The organism is Rhizobium sp. Leaf453 (genome assembly GCF_001425605.1).
In the GTDB taxonomy this organism is placed as follows: domain Bacteria; phylum Pseudomonadota; class Alphaproteobacteria; order Rhizobiales; family Rhizobiaceae; genus Pararhizobium.
The window spans coordinates 891,551-910,556 of sequence record NZ_LMRG01000001.1 but is presented as its reverse complement, the minus strand read 5'-3'; the positions used below and the strand labels follow the sequence as shown (position 1 = coordinate 910,556).

Here is a 19,006-nt window from a genome sequence, read left to right as displayed (position 1 = left end):
AGCTTTCGATTGAACCCTTGATTTTTCGGCTTCAAAGCTCGATATCGACACCAAATCCTAACATGCTGATATTCCGGAGACCGTCATGACCGACGATACGAACAAACACGGTGCTGCTGAAGCAAATGCGGCCGACGCTGCTGCCGCAACCTATGCCGAAGCTGCCGCGGAACAGGTCGACGCGCCCGTTGCCGAACCCGATCCGCTGGAACTTGCCAAGGCTGAAGCCGCCGATTTCCGCGACCGTTACCTCCGTCTCGCCGCCGAGATGGACAATCTGCGCCGCCGCACCGAGCGCGATGTCAAGGACGCCAAGTCCTATTCGACCGCAGGTTTTGCCCGTGACATGCTGGCCGTCTCCGACAACCTGCGCCGCGCGCTGGAAGCCATCCCGGCGGAAGCACGTGCGGCCGGTGATGCCGGTTTCAACGCGCTGGTCGAAGGCGTGGAAATGACGGAACGCTCGATGCTGTCGACGCTCGAGCGCCACGGCGTCAAGAAGCTGGAGCCGGTCGGCCAGAAGTTCGATCCGAACTTCCATCAGGCGATGTTCGAGGTCCCGAACGCCGAAGTGCCGAACAACACCGTCGTCCAGGTCGTCCAGGCCGGCTACACGATCGGCGAGCGCGTCCTGCGCCCCGCCATGGTCGGCGTCGCCAAGGGCGGCCCGAAGGTGGTTGCGACGGAAGAAACGCCGGCGGCTTGATTTCGCCTCCTTAAGGGACAGGGCGTTGCATTTTTGCTAGCTTGGGTGAGTGCATGGTAAAAGAAATTACCCCTGTACTTCCCCCTGGCGTCGCGGACAGGTTCATCGAACTCTATTTGCTGGCGCCGATGCTGGCACTCGGAACGCTTTATTTTGTACGCAGAATTGTCCGGGATTTGAGGTTCTCGGAAGATGACATCGCAACCAGATGGGTCGGTGAGGGATCGCAAGAGCCGGTCGGTCCTGTCATCAATCTCATCCTCGATGTTTTGGTAGCCCTTCTTCTGGGGTGGGTGACCGTCGCCCTGATCTGGTATCGATAGTGCACGCGAATATGTGCGCTATGCCACTTGAGGGGTAAGAGCTAGCTACGCCGGTTTGACATACGGCAGCTTGATATTCCGCTCGTGGCAGACTTTTTCATAGCCGTTTTGAATGGCGGCGAGGTCGTTCTTCAGAGCTTCGATACTCTCCGACAACTCTTCCAGGTCACCGTCTTTCAAAAGACGCTGCAGTTCGATATGTCGGTCAAGAGGACATGCAAGCTGTCGCCTTGGAACACTACGCCGGGATGGCTGCGTTCCGGCAGTTTAACGACGGCATAATTGTGTGACGGGGTAAGAAGCTCGGCTGTCCGCATGGGGCGTCCTTTGTTCATTGATCTTGCTGCAGTCTTTCTACACGCGAGAGTATCGTGATCGCGCTCTCAAATAACCGCCTCGATCAAAAACGGCCCCGGACGCGACAGGGCGTGGTCGAGAAGTCTGGCAAAATCCTCGCATGTATCCGCCCGCGCCGCGTCCACGCCCATTCCCTTGGCCATCAACACCCAGTCGAGCGAGGGGTTGTCGAGGTTGAGCATGCGGCGGGCGTTTTCGCCGATGGTCTGGACCCCGACATTGCGCATTTCGCCATGCAGCACGGCATAGGTGCGATTGGCGAAGATGATGGTGACGATGTCGAGATGTTCCCGCGCCTGAGTCCACAGGCCCTGAACGGTATACATGCCGCTGCCGTCAGCCTGCAGGTTCACGACCTTCCGATCCGGGCAGGCAATCGCAGCGCCGACGGTCACGGGGATGCCCATGCCGATGGCACCGCCGGTGATCATCAGGAAATCGTGCGGGGCCGCGTGTTCGGACAGTGCAAAGAAACGCCGGGCCGAGGTGATGGCTTCGTCGCAGACGATGGCATTGTCGGGCAGCTTTTGCGCCACCATCACCGCCACCGCGTCCTCCGTCAGCGGTCCCGAAGGCTTTCCTTCGTCGGGCATGCTGGTTGCGCGCAGCAGTGGTTGGGTGGTCTTGATCCCCAGTTCATCCCGAAGCTCTTCCAGCGCCCGCTTCAGATCGTCGCCATGGGCAGCCAGCGTCAGAACCTGACAGTCTTCGCGCACGAGGCGCCCGGGCTTGCCGGGGTAGGCGAAGAAGGCGACGGGCTCGGATGCGCCGACGAGAATCAGCACGTCGATCTCGGCCAGCGTCTCCAGTGCGGCATCGACCGGATAGGGAATGCGGGTGGGCGCAGCACGGCCGCGTCCGCGCTGCATATGCGCCACCTGGACCTCGCTGAACAGGCGCACATCGAACGCGGCGGAAATCTGACCGGCGATCTCCAGCGCATCGGCCATTGCCGCTGGTCCACGAACGATCATTCCGGCCCGTCCACGCACCTTGCGGATCGCCTCGGCGGCTGTGCGGATCGCTTCGGGTCTGGCGGCGCCGGGTTGGGGGCGTTCGATGGTCAGCGAAACGGGCGGCTCTGCCGCGCTCCATGCCGCGTCGGCAGGCAGGATGAGGGTGGCGATGCCCGGGGGGGACAGCGAGGCGTGAATGGCCGCCTTCGTCGCCGTCGCAACATCGTCCGGTCCCTTGATCCGGCGCACCCAGTTGGACATCGGCGCGGCCAGGCTCTCGATATCCGTCGTCAGGGGTGCGTCGAGCGGCAGGTGGTAGGAGGCATGGTCGCCGACGACATTGATCATCGGGACCTTGGCACGCCGGGCGTTGTGGATATTGGCGAGCCCGTTTGCCAGGCCCGGCCCCGTATGGAGCAGGGTTGCCGCCGGTCGTCCGGTCATGCGCGCATAACCATCGGCCGCGCCGGTCACGACACCTTCGAACAGGCCCAGCACGCAGCGCATTTCCTGCCGGCGATCGAGCGCCGTGACGAAATGCATTTCCGATGTGCCGGGATTGGCGAAGCAGACATTGACGTCATTGGCCAGAAGCACGTCACACAGAATATCGGCGCCGTTCATGGTGAACCTCCCATCCACACTTGCATGCATTGCCGTGTCGGCGTTCATCTGCGACCCGATCAAAGATGCCGCGGCACCTTGGCTTTCAGCAATTCCACCAGCCCCGGGTCCATAAAGTCGTAATCATCCGGAATGTTCAGGCAGATGAGGCGCTTCAGGTTCAGGGAGGCCCTGTACTTGCCCTGAACCTTGGAACGGTGTGCCTTCTCCATGACGAAGATGATGTCGGCCCAGTCGGCGAAGACTTGCTCGGCGGTCGGGCTGCGCAGCTTGTTCTGGCTGCAGATGAAGAGGACGTTTTGCAAGGCTTCTCCGTTATGCAAACAGCTGCTTCAGGTGATCGTTCAGGAACCGGCCTTCCGGATCCAGCCTGTTGCGCAGGGCCTTGAAATCGCCGGCGCGGGGGTAAAGCGCGTCGACATCTTCCGCGCCCATGAAATGCAGCTTGCCCCAATGCGGGCGGGAGCCGAACTGGCGCAGGATATCGTCGACGTCCTTCAGGTAGTTCCAGTAATCCGTGCCCGGCTGGCCGGAGACGGAAAGCGTGATCGAATCCTGCTCGTAGAACGGGCTGATCCAGCCGCCATCGCCGGCGGTGAAGCGGTATTCGATCGGGTAGATGCAGGTCGGATGCTTCTCCAGCATCAGCTTGCGCACTTCCATGCAGGCCTGCTTGCCGTAGCGGACCGGCACGGCATATTCGAGTTCATGGAAGTTCGGCACATATTCGATCGGGTAGATTTCCGAGGAATAGGCGATCTTCTCGAAGCCTTGCTCCATCGGTGCGGCATCGGTGAAGTCGATCGTCTTCATCTCGCAGACATCGGACAGGCTGGTCGTTGTCGAGACCGAGGACGTATCCGGCAGGCAGTAGCAATGGCGGCTTTCCGGCACCGGGCACCAGAAGAAGCCGAAATGCCGGTGATTGGCAGCGAGATCGTCATGTTGCTCCATGCATTCGTCGAAGGTGCAGCGCCACAGCTTTTCATGCAGATTGTAGCTGTCCATCACCTGCAATGTGATTTCGGAGATGACGCCGAGCATGCCGATCGAGACGCGGGCGGCGTTCAGCATGTCCGGCTCGCTGTCGTCGATGGCAAGGATGCTGCCGTCCGGCTGCACCAGCCGCATGCCGACGATCTGGGAGGCCATGTTGCCGAGCTTCAGGCCGGTGCCATGGGTCCCGGTGGTCAGCGCGCCGGCCAGCGCCTGGCTGTCGATATCGCCCTGGTTGATCATCGACAGGCCGCTGCGCTTCAGGGCCTTGCCGAGCGTGTTGATGGTCGTGCCGGCATGGACGGAGACGCGCTTGCGCGCCGTGTCGATATTCGTGATGCCCTGCAGGCCGGACAGGGTGAGATGCAGGCCGCTGGTCAGCGCCACCGGTGTAAACGAATGGCCAGAGCCGGCGCAGCGCACGTTGAGGCCGCTCGACGTCGCCTCGCGCACCATTTCAGCCAATGCTGCCTCGCTCGTCGGCGCGCCCCTGTGCCGCACGATGCACGATTGATTGCCGACCCAGTTCCGCCAGTGACCGCCTGCTTGCATCATGTTCTTCCCCTCGTTGATCTCATTTTTAAGTCCAAGTTTCTTTCCCAAGGCCGTGCGGTTCAATCTTCAGGATAAATCATCGTCCCTGAAGTTGAAGCAGCTTGGTTGCCAGCCAATAGGCAAACCATTCAAAATTGCCGCTATAGGCGCGATCGATGATGTATCTGTCTGGCTTTCGGGGACTGACCAACAACCGAATGTGGCTTCCGAAAGGATAAAGCACTTTTTCGGTTGGGCGGGCTCGGATCGTCACGCAATGTGTTTCCCCATTGAGAGTGAAGAAGGCCGTGACCATCAATACCGTCTCTTCGCCTGAGCCAAGGATTTCACTCCCGGAAACCGCTGCTTCGACCGGGCGCCACTTCCCTCTTAGGAAAAGAGCTCCTGTCCGGTAGATGAGCCAGACCGTGATTCCCGAGAGTAACAGGATGCCGGCATGCCAGTTCAGGAACAGCACTGCGAGTGCAATGACGGCCAACCAAGTGTCAAACATGATTGCCCTCCTTTGAGACAGCTCCCGCCGCTCACACCGCCGTAAAGCAATTATCGACAAACAGGTGCGTGCCGTTGACGAAACTGGACTCGTCGCTGGCGAGGAACAGGGCGGCCTGCGCCACTTCCATCGGATCGCACATGCGACCCTGCTGCGCGGCAATGGCGGCGTCGGAGACGTCGACGCCGTGCTTGGCGAGGCCCACCAGTTCGCGCTTGCCGTGGTCGGTGGCGATGAAGCCGGGGCAGACGGCGTTGGAGCGGATGCCGCGATCACGAAATTCGACGGCGATGGCGCGGGCGAACATGTGGCAGGCGCCCTTGGTCGTGTCGTAAAGCACTTCCATCGGCGTTGCCGCGACGGCCGAGATCGAGGAGGTGGAGACGATGCTGCCGCCGCCGGCGGCCAGCATGCCGGGCAGTACGGCCTTGGTCATCAGGAACATCGAGCGGACGTTGACGGCCATCAGCCGGTCCCACTCGTCCTCTTCGGTCTCGAGGAAGGGGCCGACGGCAAGAATGCCGGCGTGATTGAAGAGAACCCGGATCGGCCCGAAGGCATCCTCGACCGCTTTCACGGCGGTCTTGACCTCGGCAGACACGGAGACGTCGGCGGGCGCGAAGATGGCCTCGCCACCCTCGGCGCGGATCGCGGCGGCGACCTCTTCGCCCTTGCTGCGCGGCAGATCGACAATGCCGACACGCGCGCCCTCGCGGGCAAACAGTTGCGAGGCGGCGAGGCCGCATCCGCCGGCACCTCCGCTGATCAGTGCGGTCTTTCCAGCCAAACGTCCTGCCATGCCCGTCCCCTTCATGTTTGTTGAACGGGAGTATTGTCGAGCCGTGCGGCCGTGTCGATACGTCTTCAGGCCCGGTTCGACAATTTTTGGATGTGGGGGAGGCGGTGACCCGAAACGCAAAAACGCGGCCTAAAAGCCGCGTTCGCACGAAATTTGTCATGTCAGATACGATCAGGCCGCGTTGGAGGCCTGGTCGTCGCTGAGGAAGGTATAGATCGCCGAGGCCGAGTCGGTTGCGCGAAGGCGGGCGACCATGTCCTGGTCCCGCAGCACGCGGGCGATACGCGACAGTGCCTTCAGATGATCGGCACCGGCACCTTCAGGAGCGAGCAGCAGGAAGACGAGATCGACGGGTTGGTCATCCAGCGCTTCGAAATCGACCGGCGATTCCAGGCGCGCAAAAATGCCGACGATCGACGACAGATGCGACAGCTTGCCGTGCGGGATGGCGATGCCGTTGCCGACGCCGGTCGAGCCCAGGCGCTCGCGCTGGAGAATGACGTCGAAGATTTCCCTCTCGGGCAGTCCGGTGATCTTGGATGCTTTTGCCGCCAATTCCTGAAGCAACTGCTTCTTCGAGTTGGCCTTCATGGCCGGGAGTATCGCATTCTGCTGCAGCAAGCCTGCCAATGCCATTCTTTTGTCCTCGTTCGCCGGCTGGAACTACGGGCGCGCCGTTATCGGCTGCGCCCGCATCCACTACCAGAAAAAAGCGGCAGACCAGACGGAGGCATGCCGCCATCCGGTCCGATCCACTCAGCCCTTGATATTGGCTGCATCAATCCAGCCAATGTTTCCATCGTTGCGTCGATAGACGATATTCAACTGCTCGTTTCCTGGGCTGCGGAACATGAGGACGGGGTCATCCGTCATATCGAGCGCCATCACGGCGTTCGCGACGGACATCGTCCTCAACTGTTTTGAACTTTCCGCGACGATCGTCGGTGCATAGTTGTCCGGAAGCTCATCGTCTTCATCGGGCACTGAATCCATCACGGTGTAGGCAACTTCAGCAAATCCAGCATGGCCATTGCCATTGTGGTGGTCCTTGAGCTTCCGCTTGTAACGGCGGATGCGCTTTGCAATCCGTTCTGACGCTGCGTCAAATGCGGCTTGCGGCTCGTTCGCTTCACCGCTCGCCTGCAAGGTGGCCCCGGAATCGAGGTGAATCTTGCAGTCCGCGCTGAAACGAGATCCAGACTTTTCCACAGTGACCTGGCTTGAATATCCTCCGTCAAAATATTTGGTTACGGCCAGACCGATCTGATCTTCGATCCGAAGACGAAACGATTCGCCGATTTCCATATGTTTACCGGATACACGCACACTCATGGAGTTTCCTCTCTTTTCGTGATTTGCGTAGCCAGTCTATTCCAACCGCTTCCGTCATCCAAGCATTTCACGCACGCAAACGAAATTTGCGTCATGCCGGCCAGGATTTGAAGGGATATGCTTGAGGCAGGCTCCATGCCATTGCCTATTGGGGCGGCCTCATACTCCCGGTTGCCCGAAAAGTCAACAGGATGGTTAAGAAGCCGGGGTTTGCGGTCGCTCGGTCTGTTGAAAGCCGGTATAGCGGGGATAACCTCCGGTCGTGCAGGCTGGCGCAGCGACGGCGCCCGCATCGGATCAGGCCGAGACCTTGGCAAGCGCCCGCTTTTCCCGGCGGCGTTGCACCGAGGAGGGGATGTTCATCGCCTCGCGATATTTCGCCACCGTCCGGCGGGCGAGTTCGACGCCACCCTTTTTCAGGATGTCGACGATATCGTCGTCCGACAGGACCGCATCCGGGCTTTCGAGCACGATCATGTTGCGGATGCGGTGGCGCACGGATTCCGCCGAATGGCTGTCGCCGCCCTCGGCCGAGCCGATCGAGACCGTGAAGAAATATTTGAGCTCGAACAGTCCGCGCGGCGTCAGCATGTACTTATTCGACGTGACGCGGCTGACGGTCGATTCATGCATCTTGATCGCGTCTGCGACCGTCTTGAGGTTGAGCGGCCGCAAGTGATCGACGCCATGCACGAGGAAGGCATCCTGCTGGCGCACGATCTCGGTTGCCACCTTCATGATCGTCTTGGCGCGCTGGTCGAGGCTGCGGGTCAGCCAATTGGCGGTCTGCAGGCAATCCGTCAGAAAGGCGTGATCGGCACTGTTCTTCGGCGCGTGCTTCGATACCGTGGCGTAATAGGTCTGGTTGACCAGCACGCGCGGCAGCGTATCGGGATTGAGCTCGATCGCCCAGCTGCCATCCGGCGCCGCGCGTACGACGACATCCGGAACGATCGCTTCTGATGGGCTCGCTTCGAAACCGGTGCCGGGTTTTGGGTCCAGCTTGCGGATTTCCGCCAGCATGTCGATGAGGTCTTCCTCGTCCACGCCGCAGATGCGTTTCAGGCTGGCAAAGTCGCGCCGCGCCAGAAGCTCCAGATTGTCGAGCAGCGCCGCCATGGCCGGATCGAGGCGGTCCCGCGCTCTGAGCTGGATGGCAAGGCATTCGCTGAGCGAACGTGCAAAGACGCCCGGCGGGTCCAGCTGTTGCAGGCTGTCGAGCACACGCGCCACATCGCTTGCCGCGCAGCCGAGACGTTCGGCCATTTCCATGAGGTCGGCGTGCAGATAGCCGGCCTCGTCGAGCTGGTCGATCAGGTGCTGGGCGATCAGGAGGTCGCTGGCGCCGTGGACGGTGAAAGGAACCTGCTGGTTGAGGAAATCCCGTAGCGTCAGGCGATTGGCGACGAAATCGTCGAGATCATATCCCTCGCTGCCATCGCCTTCGCCGCCACCCGGCATGGATTTCCACTGGCTGAGCAGTTCCGGCGCGTCCGCGCGCTGCGGCGCGGTGTCGTCGGGGAAAACATTCTCGAAATTGGCGTCGAGCTGTTCGCTCATGCGCTCGCCGGTTATCGATGTCGTGCTGTCATAGACGTCGCCCAGCGTATCGAAGCTTGAGGCGTCCGATGTCTCGCGCTCGCTGCGCTCATCCGGCGTGATGTGAAGTTCGTCCTTGCCGTGCCGGTCCGTCCCGGAAGAGCTGTCGTCGCCGGCGGCGAATTCGAGAAGCGGGTTTTTCTCGACTTCGAGTTCGATGAATTGGTTGAGCTCGAAATGCGTCATCTGCAGCAGCTGGATGGACTGCATCAGCTGAGGGGTCATCGTCAGAGATTGACTCTGGCGCAGGAAGAGGCTGGCTGATAGTGCCATTCGGACGCGAAACTCCCCTCGATTTTCCGAGCTGGCCGCGCCATTTTGATGGCTGAAAGCGCCAGTTCTTCAACTGGCCCAAAAATTGCTTATTAATGGGGTTTGGTCAAGTATTGCCTGGAAATAAGATGAATTTTGCGGCAGCCGCTAATTTTTAAGCTGCAGGCATCCAAAAACAACGCAAAACCAGCCTTTTTCACCGGTTTCGGGGATCTGGCGAGGTTCCGCCGCAAGCGTCGAGAGGCAGTTACGGTAGCGCGATATTGCGGCGCAGCATTTCCTGCGGGGCCAAAAATTGCGTAAAACCGCGAAAGGGTCAAGAGGCATGTTTCAAAAGCGGCAGATTGTCGCCTGCCGCCGTCGTTTTCGTTTACCCTTCTATTGGAAAGATAAGCGTCAGAGACTGAAATTGTCGCCGAGATAGAGGCGGCGAACATCCGGATTGGTGACGATGTCATTGGCCCGGCCATGCGTCAGCACTTCGCCCGCATGGATGATGTAGGCGCGGTCGATCAGCCCCAGCGTTTCGCGGACATTATGGTCTGTGATGAGAACGCCGATGCCGCGCGAGGTGAGATGACGCACCAGCGCCTGGATGTCGGCGACCGAGATCGGATCGACGCCGGCAAAGGGCTCGTCGAGCAGCATGAAGGTTGGATCGGTCGCCAGCGCGCGGGCGATTTCCAACCGTCGACGTTCACCACCCGAAAGGGCGACAGCCGGAGACTTGCGCAGGTGAGAAATGTTAAACTCGCCCAGGAGTTCGTTGAGCTTGTGCTCGCGCCGCTCGCGGTTCTTGTCGTGAACTTCGAGCACGGCGCGGATGTTTTCCTCGACGGTCAGGCCACGAAAAATCGAGGCCTCCTGCGGCAGGTAGCCGACGCCGAGGCGGGCGCGCCGATACATCGGCATCGTCGTCACGTCGTTGCCGTTGATCTCGATCGAGCCTTCATCGACCGGCACGAGGCCGGTGATCATATAGAAACAGGTCGTCTTGCCGGCGCCGTTGGGGCCGAGCAGGCCGACGGCCTCGCCCCGGCGCACGACCAGCGACACGCCGCCGACGACGCGGCGGCCGCGATAGGACTTGGTCAACCCGCGCGCGATCAGCGTGCCTTCATAGCGCGCTTTGTCGACGACACGAGAGGCCGCGACTGTTTCCGGCTTGCCGCCACGCTTGCGTTTGTGAAGAAAAGGAATGTTCACGTGCGCGTCTGCATCAATTCGTCTTCTGGGACTTCGGGTCCAACTGGATCTGGACGCGTCCGCCACAGGCCTCGAGTTGCGCTTCGCCCGTGTTCATCTGAACGTTGAGCTGGCAGCCGGTGAAGACGTTCTTGCCTTCCGACAGCACGACCTGCTTGCCCTTCAAGACGAGTGTTTGCGCCGTCATGTTGAATTCGCCGTTGTCGGCGGTGGCCTGCTGTGTGCCCGACGACAGGAACACCTTCTGGCTGACCTCGATGCGATCGATATCGGCGTTGCCGCCCGAGATCGCGCCGCCACCCTTCTTGTAATAGACGACCATGCTGCCAGCCTGCAGCACCGTTGTTCCCTGAACGACCTTGACGTTGCCGCTGAAGAGCGCCTTGCTTTCCGCATCCTTGATTTCGAGCTTGTCGCTCTCGATCTGGATCGGTTCGTCGTTGGACAGTTCAAGTCCTTTCATCTTGCTCGTCGTGGCCTGCGCGGATGCCGAGGAGAGCGGGGCGGTGGCGAAAAGGCTTAAAAGAATGACTGTTCCGGCAAGCCGAAACGAAAAGGCTGATGTGGCCGACATGTGTGCCCCGGTTTTTTCTAGTTGGCGGTTTTGCGAATGGTCTTCGGGTCGGCGATGACCCTGACCTTGCCTTTAAACGTTACAATGCGTCCCTTATCCGTCATTCTCAGCGACTGTGCAACAATGGAACCGCCGTTCATGCTGATTGCGATCGGCTTGGTGGTTTCCATTTCTCCGGCATTGATATCGAGATAGGCCGCCTGGAAGTCGGCGACGAGGCCGTTGTTCATGGTGATGCTGAAAGGCGCGTTCATGTTCAGCGTATTGCCGCCACGGTCATAGATGCCGCTGGTGGCCTCGACGGTGGCGATCAGCGTGTCGTTGACCGGCATTTCCGCGTGGATGGTTTCCAGCGTGATGATGTCGGGATTGGCGATATCCTGCAGCGCTCGCACTGCTTTCATCGAATAGCTGATATCCTGCTTGTTACGGCCGGAAATGGCCGGGTTCTGCATGACGATCTTGCCGTTTTCGATCGTTGCATTCTCGATCTGCAGGTTTTCCGGCAGGAAGGCACGCACGACCGAAACCGCTACGAAGATGGCGCCGATCACGAACGCGATCAATGGCAGGATGATCTTCAGCCGGCGGACACGCACGGAATGGCGGGCTGCCTCGGTATAGGCATCCACCCGAACTGCGCCGGAATGTGGCATCGCGTTGGCAAATTGCGCGTCACTGAGCATAAATTAAACCTGTCATTCAAATCCGCGCGCCACCGGATCGAGAGATCATGGAGCCTGCGCCACGCCGTTCGGGCGATGTGAGTGATGGCGAATATGGAGATTTTTTTGTTCGCCGACAATGGACGCTCGAATTTTGTTCAAACCGGGTTACAACGTGGCGCGCCACCGCTATGTGCAGCGGGCATTATTCGTGGCTGATTTGCCCCCCGAAGCCGCCCGCCCCTTGAGAAGGAGGAAAGACCATGGATCAGACTGGCATCGCCGACCGGCGGCAACTTCGGCGAAAGCTCGGCTTCTGGCGCCTGGTCTCCATTGCTCTCGTGCTGGTGGCGGGACTGGCGGTCTACGCATATTCCGGCGCGGGACAGGGCGCGCTGCGCCCCCACATCGCGCGCGTAACGATTTCCGGCATCATCCAGGATGACAAGGAGCTTCTGGAGAGACTGGACCGGATCGCCGAGGCCGATTCCGTCAAGGCGCTGATCGTCACAATTTCCTCGCCCGGCGGTACGACCTATGGCGGCGAAAGGTTGTTCAAGGCGATCCGCAAGGTTGCTGCCAAGAAGCCGGTCGTGTCGGACGTGCGCACGCTGGCCGCCTCCGCCGGCTACATGATCGCGCTGGCCGGCGACCGGATCGTTGCCGGGGATACCTCGATCACCGGTTCGATCGGCGTCATCTTCCAGTATCCGCAGATCAAGGATCTGATGGACAAGGTCGGCGTCTCTCTCGAGGAGATCAAATCCGCGCCATTGAAGGCCGAGCCATCGCCGTTCCATCCGCCGAGCGACGAGGCCAAAGCCGTCATTCAGGCCATGATCGACGATAGCTTCAACTGGTTCGTCGATCTCGTTGCCGACCGCCGCAAGATGCCGCGCGCCGAAGCCCTCGGACTGGCCGACGGACGTATTTTTACCGGCCGGCAGGCGTTGAAACTCAAGCTGATCGATGAACTCGGCGGAGACGACGAGATCCGCACCTTCCTCGAAGGCCGCAAGGTTGCAAAGAAACTCGACATCATCGATTGGGAGGAGCCGCGACGCTCCTTGCCTTTCGGGATCGGCTCGGCTGCGGCCGCATGGGTCAAGGCCTTGGGATATGAGGCTTTTCCCTATCTTGGGAGCCTCGAAAAATTGGGTCGCGAGAAGTTGTTTCTTGACGGTCTGGTTTCCGTTTGGCAGGTTGGCAGCGATTGAGAAAACCGCCGAGAGCGCCCAATGGTTTTTTCCATGGTCGAAACCGGCAAAGCAACATCCCGGCAGGTGGACAAGACCATCCGATGGGCGTAACGCTTTAAGAACAAATATAAATTCATCAGAGGGGGCGACAGTGATCAAGTCAGAGTTGGTGCAGATTGTTGCGGCTCGCAATCCGCATCTCTATCACCGTGATGTCGAGAATATCGTCAATGCGGTCCTTGATGAGATCACAGATGCCCTGGCTGCCGGAAACCGGGTCGAGCTGCGCGGTTTCGGCGCTTTTTCGGTGAAAAACCGGCCTTCACGTTCCGGCCGCAACCCGCGCACCGGCGACAGCGTCTTCGTCGAGGAAAAGTGGGTTCCCTTCTTCAAGACCGGTAAGGAATTGCGTGAACGCCTCAATCCGGGCGCTGACGACGAAGACGATGAATGAGCCGTGCCTGAACCGTCCGATGCCGTAAAGTACCGGGCAGGTGGAATGACGGAGATGCGATGATGCTGAAGAAGATTGTGAATATCGTGGTGCTGGTTCCGGTGGCGATCATCCTGATCGTCCTGTCGGTCGCCAACCGGCAGACGGTGACGCTGGCGCTCAACCCGTTCAATCCGGCAGATAGCGTACTTTCGGCGTCGGCGCCCTTCTTCGTCTTTATCTTTCTCGCCGTGATCTTCGGTCTGGTTGTCGGTTCGCTCGCCACCTGGTTCGGCCAGGGCAAGTACCGCAAGCGTGCCCGCAACGAGGCCCATGAGGCCGTCAAATGGCATGCGGAAGCTGAAAAACACCGCACCCGCGCCGAAACCATGGCGGCACAGACGTTGCTTCCCTCAAAATAAGACTTGTTCAGCCGGCTGCTGCGGCGCGCTCGGTGACGACCGTGCTGAAATCGGCGAAGAATTGCTGCGCCAGCTTCTTGGCGCTTGAACCGACCAGCCGTGAACCGAGCTGCGCCAGCTTGCCCCCGATCTCGGCCTTGGCTTCATAGGTGAGGATCGTTTCCGCACCATCCTCCTTCAGGACGACATCGGCGCCACCCTTGGCGAAGCCGGCAATGCCGCCCTTGCCTTCGCCGGTAATGGTGTAGCTCTCCGGAGCGTTGATGTTGGACAGGGTGACATTGCCGGAGAAGGACGCGGAAACCGGACCGATCTTGAGCTTGACGCTGGCGGTAAGCTCGGTCGGCGACGTCATCTCCAGCGACTGACAGCCGGGAATGCATTGCCTGAGAATGTCCGGGTCGTTCAGCGCTGCCCAGACGATCTCGCGAGGGGCCGCGATGCGTTCTTCGCCACTCATATCCATGATGATCCTCCCTGATCACACCGTCCCAAATGTATCGCAGATCGGAAACAGCTTTGCCAAGAGAAAGAGCGGTGCTATTTGCAGCCTTTAAAGACACGAAAATGACGGACAAAACGGCGTGAAAGACAAAGATCGACGGCCCAAGGGCAAAGCCGGACCGGCCGCATCATCACGCGGCGGGCAGGGACGCGCCGCCCAGCCGGCAAAATCGCGACCGCCGCAGGCAAAGCCGCAGTTCACCCGCAACAATGAGGGCCGCGCCGCACCCAAGCCTGCGCCGCAGAAGGTCGTGTCTGAAAAGATCGTTCTGGAAAAGGCCGATGCCATCGCGCCGCGCGCCGAGGTCCGTATCCGCACGGGTGCCAAGCCTGACGAACGCGTGCCGATCATTCTCGAAACGAAGGGTGCGCGCGACTATCACCTGATCGATAGCGGCGATGGGCTGAAGCTCGAACAATACGGCCCCTACCGGATCGTTCGCCCGGAAGCGCAAGCGCTCTGGCCGAAGACATTGCCGGCGCATGTCTGGGACAATGCGGACTCGGTCTTCACCGGCGATACCGACGAAGACGGCATGGGCCGCTGGCGCTTTCCGCGCCAGGCGCTCGGCGAAACCTGGCCGATGCAGATTCTCGATGCGGAGTTCTACGGCCGTTTCACCGCCTTTCGCCATGTCGGCGTGTTCCCCGAGCAGCTAGCGCATTGGAGCTGGATGAAGGATCAGATCGAGACGGCCGGGCGTCCGCTGAAAGTCCTGAACCTGTTCGGCTATACCGGCGTCGCCTCGCTGATCGCGGCCAAGGCCGGTGCCGAGGTCACCCATGTCGACGCCTCCAAGAAGGCGATCGGCTGGGCGCGGGAAAACCAGGCGCTCGGTCGGGCGGAACAGTTGCCGATCCGCTGGATCTGCGAAGATGCGATGAAGTTCATCCAGCGCGAGGAGCGCCGCAGCAGCCGCTACGACATCATCCTCACCGATCCGCCGAAATTTGGTCGCGGTCCCAATGGTGAGGTCTGGCAGCTGTTCGACCATCTCGCCCTGATGCTCGACATCTGCCGCGAGATCCTGTCGCCGGAGGCCCGGGGGCTGGTGCTGACCGCCTATTCGATCCGTGCCAGCTTCTATTCGATCCACGAATTGATGCGAGAGACCATGCGCGGACGCGGCGGCGCGGTCGAATCCGGCGAACTCATCTTGCGCGAAGGCGGCCTTGACGGCAACGAGCCGGGCCGCGCGCTTTCCACTTCTCTCTTCAGCCGTTGGGTGCCGAAATGAGCGACGATTACAGGGATCACGGCCCGCGCCGTGTCGGGCAGGTGAAGGAAGTCACCAGCCTGTCCAATCCGATCATCAAGGACATCAAGGCGCTGTCGAACAAGAAGGATCGCGACGAAAGCCGCTCCTTCATCGCCGAAGGCCTGAAACTGGTCATCGATGCGCTGGAACTCGGCTGGACGATCAAGACGCTGGTCTATGCCAAGGCCGCCAAGGGCAAGCCGCAGGTCGAGCAGGTCGCGCTGAAAACGGTCGCGGCCGGGGGGCTCGTGCTCGAAGTCAGCGAAAAGGTGCTGTCGAGCATCACCCGCCGCGACAATCCCCAGATGGTCGTCGGCGTCTTCGAACAGCGTTACCGCAATCTGCGTGATATCAAGCCGGCTGTCGGCGAGACCTATGTGGCGCTCGACCGCGTCCGCGATCCCGGCAACCTCGGCACGATTATCCGCACGGCCGATGCCTCCGGGGCATCCGGTGTCATCCTGATCGGTGAAACCACCGATCCCTTCTCGCTGGAAACCGTGCGCGCAACCATGGGCTCCGTCTTCGCCATGCCGGTGATCCGCGCGACCGTTGCAGATTTCATCAAATGGCAGAAGGCGGCGGGCGTTCAGGTCGTCGCCACACATCTGGCCGGCGCCGTCGATTATCGCATGATCGATTACCGCAAGAAGCCCGTCGTTCTGCTGATGGGCAACGAACAGGCCGGCCTGCCGGAGGAGCTTGCGAAGGAGGCGACCGCGCTTGCCCGCATTCCGCAACAGGGACGCGCGGATTCACTTAATCTTGCGATCGCCACAGGGATCATGCTGTTCGAAGTCCGCCGCCATCTGCTGACACTGGACGACAGGGCATGAGTGAAAAGACGGCACTATTTTCGCGGCCCGTGCCCATTGCCGTGTTCATCATTATTGCCATCCTGCTGGATCAGGCGATCAAGGTCGCCGTCGAACTGTGGCTGCCGATGGAGCAGGCGGTATCGGTCATGCCGATGCTGGCGCTGTACCGCACCTATAATTATGGCGTCGCCTTTTCCATGCTCTCGGGCATGGAAGGCTGGTTCATCGTCAGCATGCGGCTGGTCGTCGTCGCCTTCGTGCTCTGGCTCTGGCGCCGCACGCCGAAGGATCGCTTCTTCGCGCATCTCGGCTATGCGATGATCATCGCCGGCGCGCTCGGCAACCTCATTGACCGTCTGATTTTCGGATATGTCATCGACTATATCCTGTTTCACACGGCGACCTGGTCGTTTGCCGTCTTCAACCTCGCCGACAGTTTCATCACGGTCGGTGCCGGCTCGATCGTTCTGGACGAGCTTCTGCAGATGAAAAAGCGGGATCGCTAAAATTTTACGGACCGGCTGAAGCCATTCAAAACCCTTGCCGTGCTAGGGCTTGCGGCATGAGCGAGCTGTCAAACCTTCGAGAACGGATTGCATCCGAGTTCAACGCGCCCAAGCGTACGCTGAACGATCGGCGTATTGCGGAATCACAGTCGGCTGACGATCCGCATTCGCTGGAGCCGGAAGAAGGCTTCGAGGTGCCGAAAGAGCGATATCCGGCCCTGAAACCGGCTCTGGCCGGGGCGGGGCTTCTTTGCTCGGCCGCAATCCTAGGCACCGGTATCGATGCGGGTTTCTACCTCCTGTCTGGAGGACTGGCTGCTGCCGGTGTTGCTGGCGCTGGCCTGCTTCTCCGCGACTGGTATCGGTCGAATGTGAAGCCCGCCACCGCGCATGGCCATATCCACGAGGAACGGCTCAGCGACAGCCGTTGGGAGCGCAGCGAGACATCCCAGCTTCTCTCGACTGTCCATGACGCGCTCGGCGATATCGCCATCATCCGTGAACCCGGCGGCAAGATCGTCCAGGCCAATGCAGTCTTCTGCCGTCTCACCGGCTGGCTGAAGCCGGAAGGCATGAACTGCGAAGCGCTCGGTATCGAATTCGAGCCGACCGGCAATGCCAACCACTATAAGGTGCGAATTGCGACCGAGGCGGGCGCGAAAATCTTCGACTGGCATGACGTCATCGCCCGCGAGCCGGCAAGCGGCATCTTCATGCTGCACAGCATTGCCCGCGATATCACCGAGGAAAGCCGGATCGCTCGCGAAAGCGAGGAGGCGCGCCGCCGGGCCGAGCAGGCGAGCCAGGCAAAGTCGCGGCTTCTGGCGACGGTCAGTCACGATATCCGCACGCCCTTGTCCGGCATTCTTGGCATGAGCCATCTGATCAGCCAGACGCGGCTGACCAGCGAGCAGAAGAACTATCTCGCCGGCATGCGCCAGTCCGGCCACGCGCTGGTGCAGCTGGTCGATGACCTCCTTGATTTTTCGTCGATCGAAGCCGGCCGCTTCCAGTTGCGCCCGGCGCCCGAACCGTTGCGGGAAACCATCGAGAGCGTCGTCGAGATGCTGTCGCACCGCGCCCACGAGAAGGGTATCGAGATCGGTGCCACCGTGACGGCGGACGTTCCCGGCCTGATGGATTTCGACGCCGCCCGTTTGCGCCAGGTCCTGTTCAATGTGATCGGCAATGCCGTCAAGTTCACCCATGTCGGTGGCGTGCTGGTCAGAGCATGCGTCGAGCGGCAGGAGATTGTCGTTCGCGTCGAGGATACCGGCCCGGGCATGAATGCACAGGAGCAGGGCCGCGTCTTTGATGAATTCGAGCAGGCCGGTGGCAACGCCCAGCGCAATGGCGGTTCAGGTCTCGGCCTGGCGATCTCGCGGCGCATCATGGAGGAGGGCAACGGCTCGCTGACCGTTTCCAGCGTTCCCGGCAAGGGCAGTACATTCGAGATCCGTTTCCCGGCACAGGGGTGCGATCTCGCGGCTGCGGTGCGTGCCCGCAGCGGTGTTCTCGCCGGTTCCCGGGTGCTCGTCATGGCGCCCGCCGGCCCCGCTTCCAAGGCGCTGGCAGCGACGATCCACACGCTTGGCGGTGACTGCGAATGCGTCGAGACACTGGAAGATGCGCAGACAGCCGCTATCCGGGCCATGTCGACGGCAGCTCCGCTGACCGATATCGTCGTCGATCATCGCCATGCCGCACAATTTCGCCGGCTGCTCTCCCAGATGCCGAGCCTGGAAAATCGCAGGCTGCGTAAGACCTACCTTGTCAATCCGGAGGAGCGCAACGGCCGCCAGATCAACCAGATGGACGGTTACCATGCCTGGTTGATCCGTCCGCTGCGTGAAAAGTCGCTGGTCGAGGTTCTGCAGGGCCGCATGAAGGGAATGGAAGTGCGCGACGCCATCAATGACAACAGGCCGATGCTGCGCGAGGTGCCGGCCGTGCGCGAAAAACCGCAGCCGGGTGGCGTGCTTCTGGCAGAGGACGATCCGATCAATGCCTTCATGGTACGCTCGGTTCTGGAAAAGGCCGGCCATTCGGTTCGCGTCGTCGGCGACTTTACGGCACTTGGTGTCGCTCTGTTCGATGCGCCTGCTGAGGTACGCATTTCTCCCGAACTGATCGTCAGCGATCTCAACATGCCGGGCGGCGATGGGGTATCGATGCTGAAGCGTCTGCGTGAGGACGAGCGTCAGGCGGGAGGAAAACCCGTTCCCGTCATCGTTCTGACCTCCGATACGCAGGGGGAAACCCGTCTGCGACTGCTGGCGGCCGGAGCGAATGCCGTGCTGGCGAAACCGGCCGATCCGAAGGCGTTGACGGCCGAGATCGATCGCCTGCTGGAACGTTGACTACGGTGGTTTTCTTGTAGCCCCAATGTCACTATCCTGTCGCAGAA

The 19,006-nt window shown here is 60.7% G+C and carries 22 protein-coding genes; 9 read left to right on the top strand and 13 right to left on the bottom strand.

Annotated features, from left to right (window positions below):
* Nucleotides 1–85 precede the first annotated feature (85 nt).
* Both grpE and ASG68_RS04410 read left to right on the top strand, forming a co-directional pair.
* Nucleotides 86–706: a nucleotide exchange factor GrpE gene (gene grpE, locus ASG68_RS04415; RefSeq protein ID WP_062582799.1), complete on the top strand. Its 621-nt coding sequence runs from the start codon at nt 86–88 to the stop codon at nt 704–706.
* A 53-nt stretch (nt 707–759) separates the two neighbouring features.
* Nucleotides 760–1,029 carry a hypothetical protein gene (locus tag ASG68_RS04410; RefSeq protein ID WP_062582801.1) on the top strand — a complete coding sequence of 90 codons (270 nt, stop codon included), beginning with the start codon at nt 760–762 and terminating at the stop codon, nt 1,027–1,029.
* Between the two features lie 176 nt (nt 1,030–1,205).
* Here ASG68_RS04410 and ASG68_RS32945 read toward each other — a convergent pair whose 3' ends face one another.
* The 12 genes from ASG68_RS32945 to lptC form a co-directional block, all read right to left on the bottom strand.
* A complete protein-coding gene (locus tag ASG68_RS32945; RefSeq protein WP_413813982.1) occupies nt 1,206–1,346 on the bottom strand; it encodes a DUF6959 family protein in 141 nt (46 codons plus the stop codon).
* 66 nt (nt 1,347–1,412) lie between these two features.
* Entirely contained in the window at nt 1,413–2,966 is a 1,554-nt protein-coding gene (locus tag ASG68_RS04405) for an acetolactate synthase large subunit (protein WP_062583657.1), read from the bottom strand.
* Between the two features lie 59 nt (nt 2,967–3,025).
* A complete protein-coding gene (locus tag ASG68_RS04400; protein ID WP_062582802.1) occupies nt 3,026–3,271 on the bottom strand; it encodes a low molecular weight protein tyrosine phosphatase family protein in 246 nt (81 codons plus the stop codon).
* A 10-nt stretch (nt 3,272–3,281) separates the two neighbouring features.
* Entirely contained in the window at nt 3,282–4,517 is a 1,236-nt protein-coding gene (locus tag ASG68_RS04395; protein ID WP_062582804.1) for a D-arabinono-1,4-lactone oxidase, read from the bottom strand.
* 76 nt (nt 4,518–4,593) lie between these two features.
* On the bottom strand, nt 4,594–5,010 hold the full coding sequence (locus ASG68_RS04390; protein WP_062582806.1) for a DUF3592 domain-containing protein: 417 nt from the start codon (nt 5,008–5,010) through the stop codon (nt 4,594–4,596).
* 31 nt (nt 5,011–5,041) lie between these two features.
* Nucleotides 5,042–5,809, bottom strand: coding sequence for an SDR family NAD(P)-dependent oxidoreductase (locus tag ASG68_RS04385; protein ID WP_062582808.1), 768 nt, complete (start codon nt 5,807–5,809; stop codon nt 5,042–5,044).
* A 171-nt stretch (nt 5,810–5,980) separates the two neighbouring features.
* Nucleotides 5,981–6,445: a PTS IIA-like nitrogen regulatory protein PtsN gene (gene ptsN / locus ASG68_RS04380; protein ID WP_062582809.1), complete on the bottom strand. Its 465-nt coding sequence runs from the start codon at nt 6,443–6,445 to the stop codon at nt 5,981–5,983.
* A gap of 120 nt (nt 6,446–6,565) precedes the next feature.
* Complete coding sequence (hpf, locus tag ASG68_RS04375; RefSeq protein WP_062582811.1) at nt 6,566–7,141, bottom strand: ribosome hibernation-promoting factor, HPF/YfiA family; 576 nt, start codon at nt 7,139–7,141, stop codon at nt 6,566–6,568.
* A 297-nt stretch (nt 7,142–7,438) separates the two neighbouring features.
* Nucleotides 7,439–9,013: an RNA polymerase factor sigma-54 gene (gene rpoN / locus ASG68_RS04365; RefSeq protein ID WP_062582815.1), complete on the bottom strand. Its 1,575-nt coding sequence runs from the start codon at nt 9,011–9,013 to the stop codon at nt 7,439–7,441.
* 396 nt (nt 9,014–9,409) lie between these two features.
* A complete protein-coding gene (lptB, locus tag ASG68_RS04360) occupies nt 9,410–10,219 on the bottom strand; it encodes an LPS export ABC transporter ATP-binding protein (protein ID WP_062582817.1) in 810 nt (269 codons plus the stop codon).
* Between the two features lie 13 nt (nt 10,220–10,232).
* Nucleotides 10,233–10,793: an LptA/OstA family protein gene (locus ASG68_RS04355; protein WP_062582819.1), complete on the bottom strand. Its 561-nt coding sequence runs from the start codon at nt 10,791–10,793 to the stop codon at nt 10,233–10,235.
* Nucleotides 10,794–10,810: 17 nt separating this feature from the next.
* Nucleotides 10,811–11,479 (bottom strand): LPS export ABC transporter periplasmic protein LptC, encoded by a 669-nt coding sequence (gene lptC, locus ASG68_RS04350; protein WP_062582821.1) that lies wholly within the window; start codon nt 11,477–11,479, stop codon nt 10,811–10,813.
* A 242-nt stretch (nt 11,480–11,721) separates the two neighbouring features.
* Between lptC and sppA the strand changes: the two genes are divergently transcribed.
* From sppA to ASG68_RS04335, 3 genes are all read left to right on the top strand, one after another.
* Complete coding sequence (sppA, locus tag ASG68_RS04345) at nt 11,722–12,675, top strand: signal peptide peptidase SppA (protein WP_062582823.1); 954 nt, start codon at nt 11,722–11,724, stop codon at nt 12,673–12,675.
* A 133-nt stretch (nt 12,676–12,808) separates the two neighbouring features.
* A complete protein-coding gene (locus tag ASG68_RS04340) occupies nt 12,809–13,111 on the top strand; it encodes an integration host factor subunit beta (protein WP_062582825.1) in 303 nt (100 codons plus the stop codon).
* Nucleotides 13,112–13,173: 62 nt separating this feature from the next.
* Complete coding sequence (locus tag ASG68_RS04335; RefSeq protein WP_062583658.1) at nt 13,174–13,512, top strand: hypothetical protein; 339 nt, start codon at nt 13,174–13,176, stop codon at nt 13,510–13,512.
* Between the two features lie 7 nt (nt 13,513–13,519).
* On the opposite strand, the gene ASG68_RS04330 is transcribed toward ASG68_RS04335, so the two are convergent.
* Complete coding sequence (locus tag ASG68_RS04330; RefSeq protein WP_062582827.1) at nt 13,520–13,978, bottom strand: SRPBCC family protein; 459 nt, start codon at nt 13,976–13,978, stop codon at nt 13,520–13,522.
* A 301-nt stretch (nt 13,979–14,279) separates the two neighbouring features.
* On the opposite strand from ASG68_RS04330, the gene ASG68_RS04325 reads away from it, so the two are divergent.
* Genes ASG68_RS04325 through ASG68_RS04310 form a run of 4 tightly spaced genes read left to right on the top strand, consistent with a single transcriptional unit; the run spans nt 14,280 to nt 18,959 of the window.
* On the top strand, nt 14,280–15,254 hold the full coding sequence (locus tag ASG68_RS04325; RefSeq protein WP_413813987.1) for a class I SAM-dependent methyltransferase: 975 nt from the start codon (nt 14,280–14,282) through the stop codon (nt 15,252–15,254).
* Nucleotides 15,251–16,111 carry a TrmH family RNA methyltransferase gene (locus tag ASG68_RS04320; protein ID WP_062582831.1) on the top strand — a complete coding sequence of 287 codons (861 nt, stop codon included), beginning with the start codon at nt 15,251–15,253 and terminating at the stop codon, nt 16,109–16,111. The genes ASG68_RS04325 and ASG68_RS04320 overlap by 4 nt, the downstream gene beginning before the upstream one ends.
* Nucleotides 16,108–16,599, top strand: coding sequence for a signal peptidase II (gene lspA, locus ASG68_RS04315; protein WP_062582834.1), 492 nt, complete (start codon nt 16,108–16,110; stop codon nt 16,597–16,599). Before ASG68_RS04320 ends, lspA begins: the two co-directional genes overlap by 4 nt.
* Before the next feature lie 56 nt (nt 16,600–16,655).
* Complete coding sequence (locus ASG68_RS04310; RefSeq protein WP_062582836.1) at nt 16,656–18,959, top strand: PAS domain-containing hybrid sensor histidine kinase/response regulator; 2,304 nt, start codon at nt 16,656–16,658, stop codon at nt 18,957–18,959.
* Nucleotides 18,960–19,006: the final 47 nt, after the last annotated feature.

What these genes read in the sequence shown, in the direction of transcription:
- ASG68_RS04410 (WP_062582801.1), top strand. Translation starts at nt 760, where the DNA reads ATGGTAAAAGAAATTACCCCTGTACTTCCCCCTGGCGTCGCGGACAGG.
- ASG68_RS04355 (WP_062582819.1), bottom strand. Translation starts at nt 10,793, where the DNA reads ATGTCGGCCACATCAGCCTTTTCGTTTCGGCTTGCCGGAACAGTCATT.
- ASG68_RS04405 (WP_062583657.1), bottom strand. Translation starts at nt 2,966, where the DNA reads ATGAACGGCGCCGATATTCTGTGTGACGTGCTTCTGGCCAATGACGTC.
- hpf (WP_062582811.1), bottom strand. Translation starts at nt 7,141, where the DNA reads ATGAGTGTGCGTGTATCCGGTAAACATATGGAAATCGGCGAATCGTTT.
- ASG68_RS04390 (WP_062582806.1), bottom strand. Translation starts at nt 5,010, where the DNA reads ATGTTTGACACTTGGTTGGCCGTCATTGCACTCGCAGTGCTGTTCCTG.
- lptC (WP_062582821.1), bottom strand. Translation starts at nt 11,479, where the DNA reads ATGCTCAGTGACGCGCAATTTGCCAACGCGATGCCACATTCCGGCGCA.
- lspA (WP_062582834.1), top strand. Translation starts at nt 16,108, where the DNA reads ATGAGTGAAAAGACGGCACTATTTTCGCGGCCCGTGCCCATTGCCGTG.
- ASG68_RS04310 (WP_062582836.1), top strand. Translation starts at nt 16,656, where the DNA reads ATGAGCGAGCTGTCAAACCTTCGAGAACGGATTGCATCCGAGTTCAAC.
- ASG68_RS04385 (WP_062582808.1), bottom strand. Translation starts at nt 5,809, where the DNA reads ATGGCAGGACGTTTGGCTGGAAAGACCGCACTGATCAGCGGAGGTGCC.
- ASG68_RS04330 (WP_062582827.1), bottom strand. Translation starts at nt 13,978, where the DNA reads ATGGATATGAGTGGCGAAGAACGCATCGCGGCCCCTCGCGAGATCGTC.
- sppA (WP_062582823.1), top strand. Translation starts at nt 11,722, where the DNA reads ATGGATCAGACTGGCATCGCCGACCGGCGGCAACTTCGGCGAAAGCTC.
- rpoN (WP_062582815.1), bottom strand. Translation starts at nt 9,013, where the DNA reads ATGGCACTATCAGCCAGCCTCTTCCTGCGCCAGAGTCAATCTCTGACG.
- grpE (WP_062582799.1), top strand. Translation starts at nt 86, where the DNA reads ATGACCGACGATACGAACAAACACGGTGCTGCTGAAGCAAATGCGGCC.
- ASG68_RS04395 (WP_062582804.1), bottom strand. Translation starts at nt 4,517, where the DNA reads ATGATGCAAGCAGGCGGTCACTGGCGGAACTGGGTCGGCAATCAATCG.
- ASG68_RS04335 (WP_062583658.1), top strand. Translation starts at nt 13,174, where the DNA reads ATGCTGAAGAAGATTGTGAATATCGTGGTGCTGGTTCCGGTGGCGATC.
- ASG68_RS32945 (WP_413813982.1), bottom strand. Translation starts at nt 1,346, where the DNA reads ATGCGGACAGCCGAGCTTCTTACCCCGTCACACAATTATGCCGTCGTT.
- ASG68_RS04320 (WP_062582831.1), top strand. Translation starts at nt 15,251, where the DNA reads ATGAGCGACGATTACAGGGATCACGGCCCGCGCCGTGTCGGGCAGGTG.
- ptsN (WP_062582809.1), bottom strand. Translation starts at nt 6,445, where the DNA reads ATGGCATTGGCAGGCTTGCTGCAGCAGAATGCGATACTCCCGGCCATG.